This window comes from Streptomyces sp. UH6, assembly GCF_013421635.1.
GTDB lineage: Bacteria > Actinomycetota > Actinomycetes > Streptomycetales > Streptomycetaceae > Streptomyces > Streptomyces abyssomicinicus.
Genome location: NZ_JACADT010001276.1, coordinates 1 through 1,321, shown reverse-complemented (window position 1 = coordinate 1,321; position 1,321 = coordinate 1). Strand labels below are relative to the sequence as shown.

The 1,321-nt window shown below is 74.9% G+C and carries 1 protein-coding gene and 1 pseudogene; one reads left to right on the top strand and one right to left on the bottom strand.

Annotated elements, in window-relative coordinates; genetic code table 11:
• Positions 1 to 948, top strand: a 948-nt coding sequence (locus HW445_RS31235; protein WP_257231416.1) for an ABC transporter ATP-binding protein, incomplete at its 5' end; no start/stop codon positions are given.
• 168 nt (positions 949 to 1,116) lie between these two features.
• Here HW445_RS31235 and HW445_RS31230 read toward each other — a convergent pair.
• Positions 1,117 to 1,321 (bottom strand): annotated as a pseudogene (locus HW445_RS31230) (hypothetical protein); the annotation flags it as partial.

Sequence of the window (1,321 nt, the reverse complement as noted above, 5' to 3'; positions counted from 1 at the left end):
CTCGCCGACCTGGCGCACCGGGTCACGGCCGACCGCGAACGGCCCGCCTACGGCCACGACGCGCTGATCACCTGCGACCGGCTGGTGCGCATCTTCTCGGTCGGCGGGGTCGAGGTGCAGGCGCTCCAGGGCCTCGACCTGCTGGTCCGCGAGGGCGAGCTGATGGCCCTGGTCGGCGCGTCCGGCAGCGGCAAGTCCACGCTGATGAACATCCTGTCCGGCCTGGACACGCCGACCGCCGGCACGGCGCGGGTCGCGGGGCACGACCTGCTCGCCATGAACGCCCGCGCCCGTCTGGCCTACCGGCGCGAGGTCGTCGGCTTCGTCTGGCAGCAGACCGCCCGCAACCTGCTGCCCTACCTGACGGCCGCGCAGAACGTCACCCTGCCGATGCGGCTGCGCGGGGTCCGGGCCCGCCGCCGGGACCAGGCGGAACGGGCCATGGAACTGCTCTCCATGCTCGACGTCGCCGACCTGGGCGACCGCCGCCCGCACGAACTCTCCGGCGGCCAGCAGCAGCGGGTGGCCATCGCGGTGGCGCTGGCCAACAACCCGGCGGTGCTGCTGGCCGACGAGCCCACCGGCGAGCTGGACTCCCGGACGGCGGAGCAGATCTTCGGCGCCTTCCGCACCGCCAACGAGCGGCTGGGCACCACGGTGGTGATCGTCACCCACGACAAGGCGGTCGCCGACGAGGTCCGTCGCACCGTGGCGATCCGCGACGGCCGCACCGCCACGGAGGTGCTGCGCCGCAGCGAACTGGACCAGGCCACCGGTCACGAGCGCCTGGTCTCCCGGGAGTACGCGACCCTGGACCGGGCGGGCCGCCTCCAGCTGCCCGCCGAGTACACCAAGGCGCTCGACATGCGCGACCGGGTGGCCCTGGAACTCCAGGCCGACCACATCACGGTCCACCCGGACGACGGAACGGCCTCCACGACCGCCTGACGGAACCCGTCCGCGGTTCTGACCCCGTCGCCGGGCGCGGAACCGTCCGAGCGGCCCCCGGAAGGGGAAGCGACCTCCGGCCGATGCCGGGGCAGGCCGCGCGGACGCAGGGCATCGGGCGGGACGCATCTGATGGAACGCGGCGGCGGGACGCGTCGGCGGGACGCGTCAGGCGACGCCGACGCCCAGGCCGCCGAGACGTCCGGCCCGCCGGACCGCGACGGAACCGTAGGGCGTGCGCAGCCGCAACCAGGAGCCGCAGGACAGGATCTGCGGGTGGGCACCGGGCCGCAGGAAGCCCAGCGACTGCGCGGCGTGCACGGCCCGGACCGGCAGCACGGTGCCGTCGACCGTCCGCGCCCAGATCTGCCGC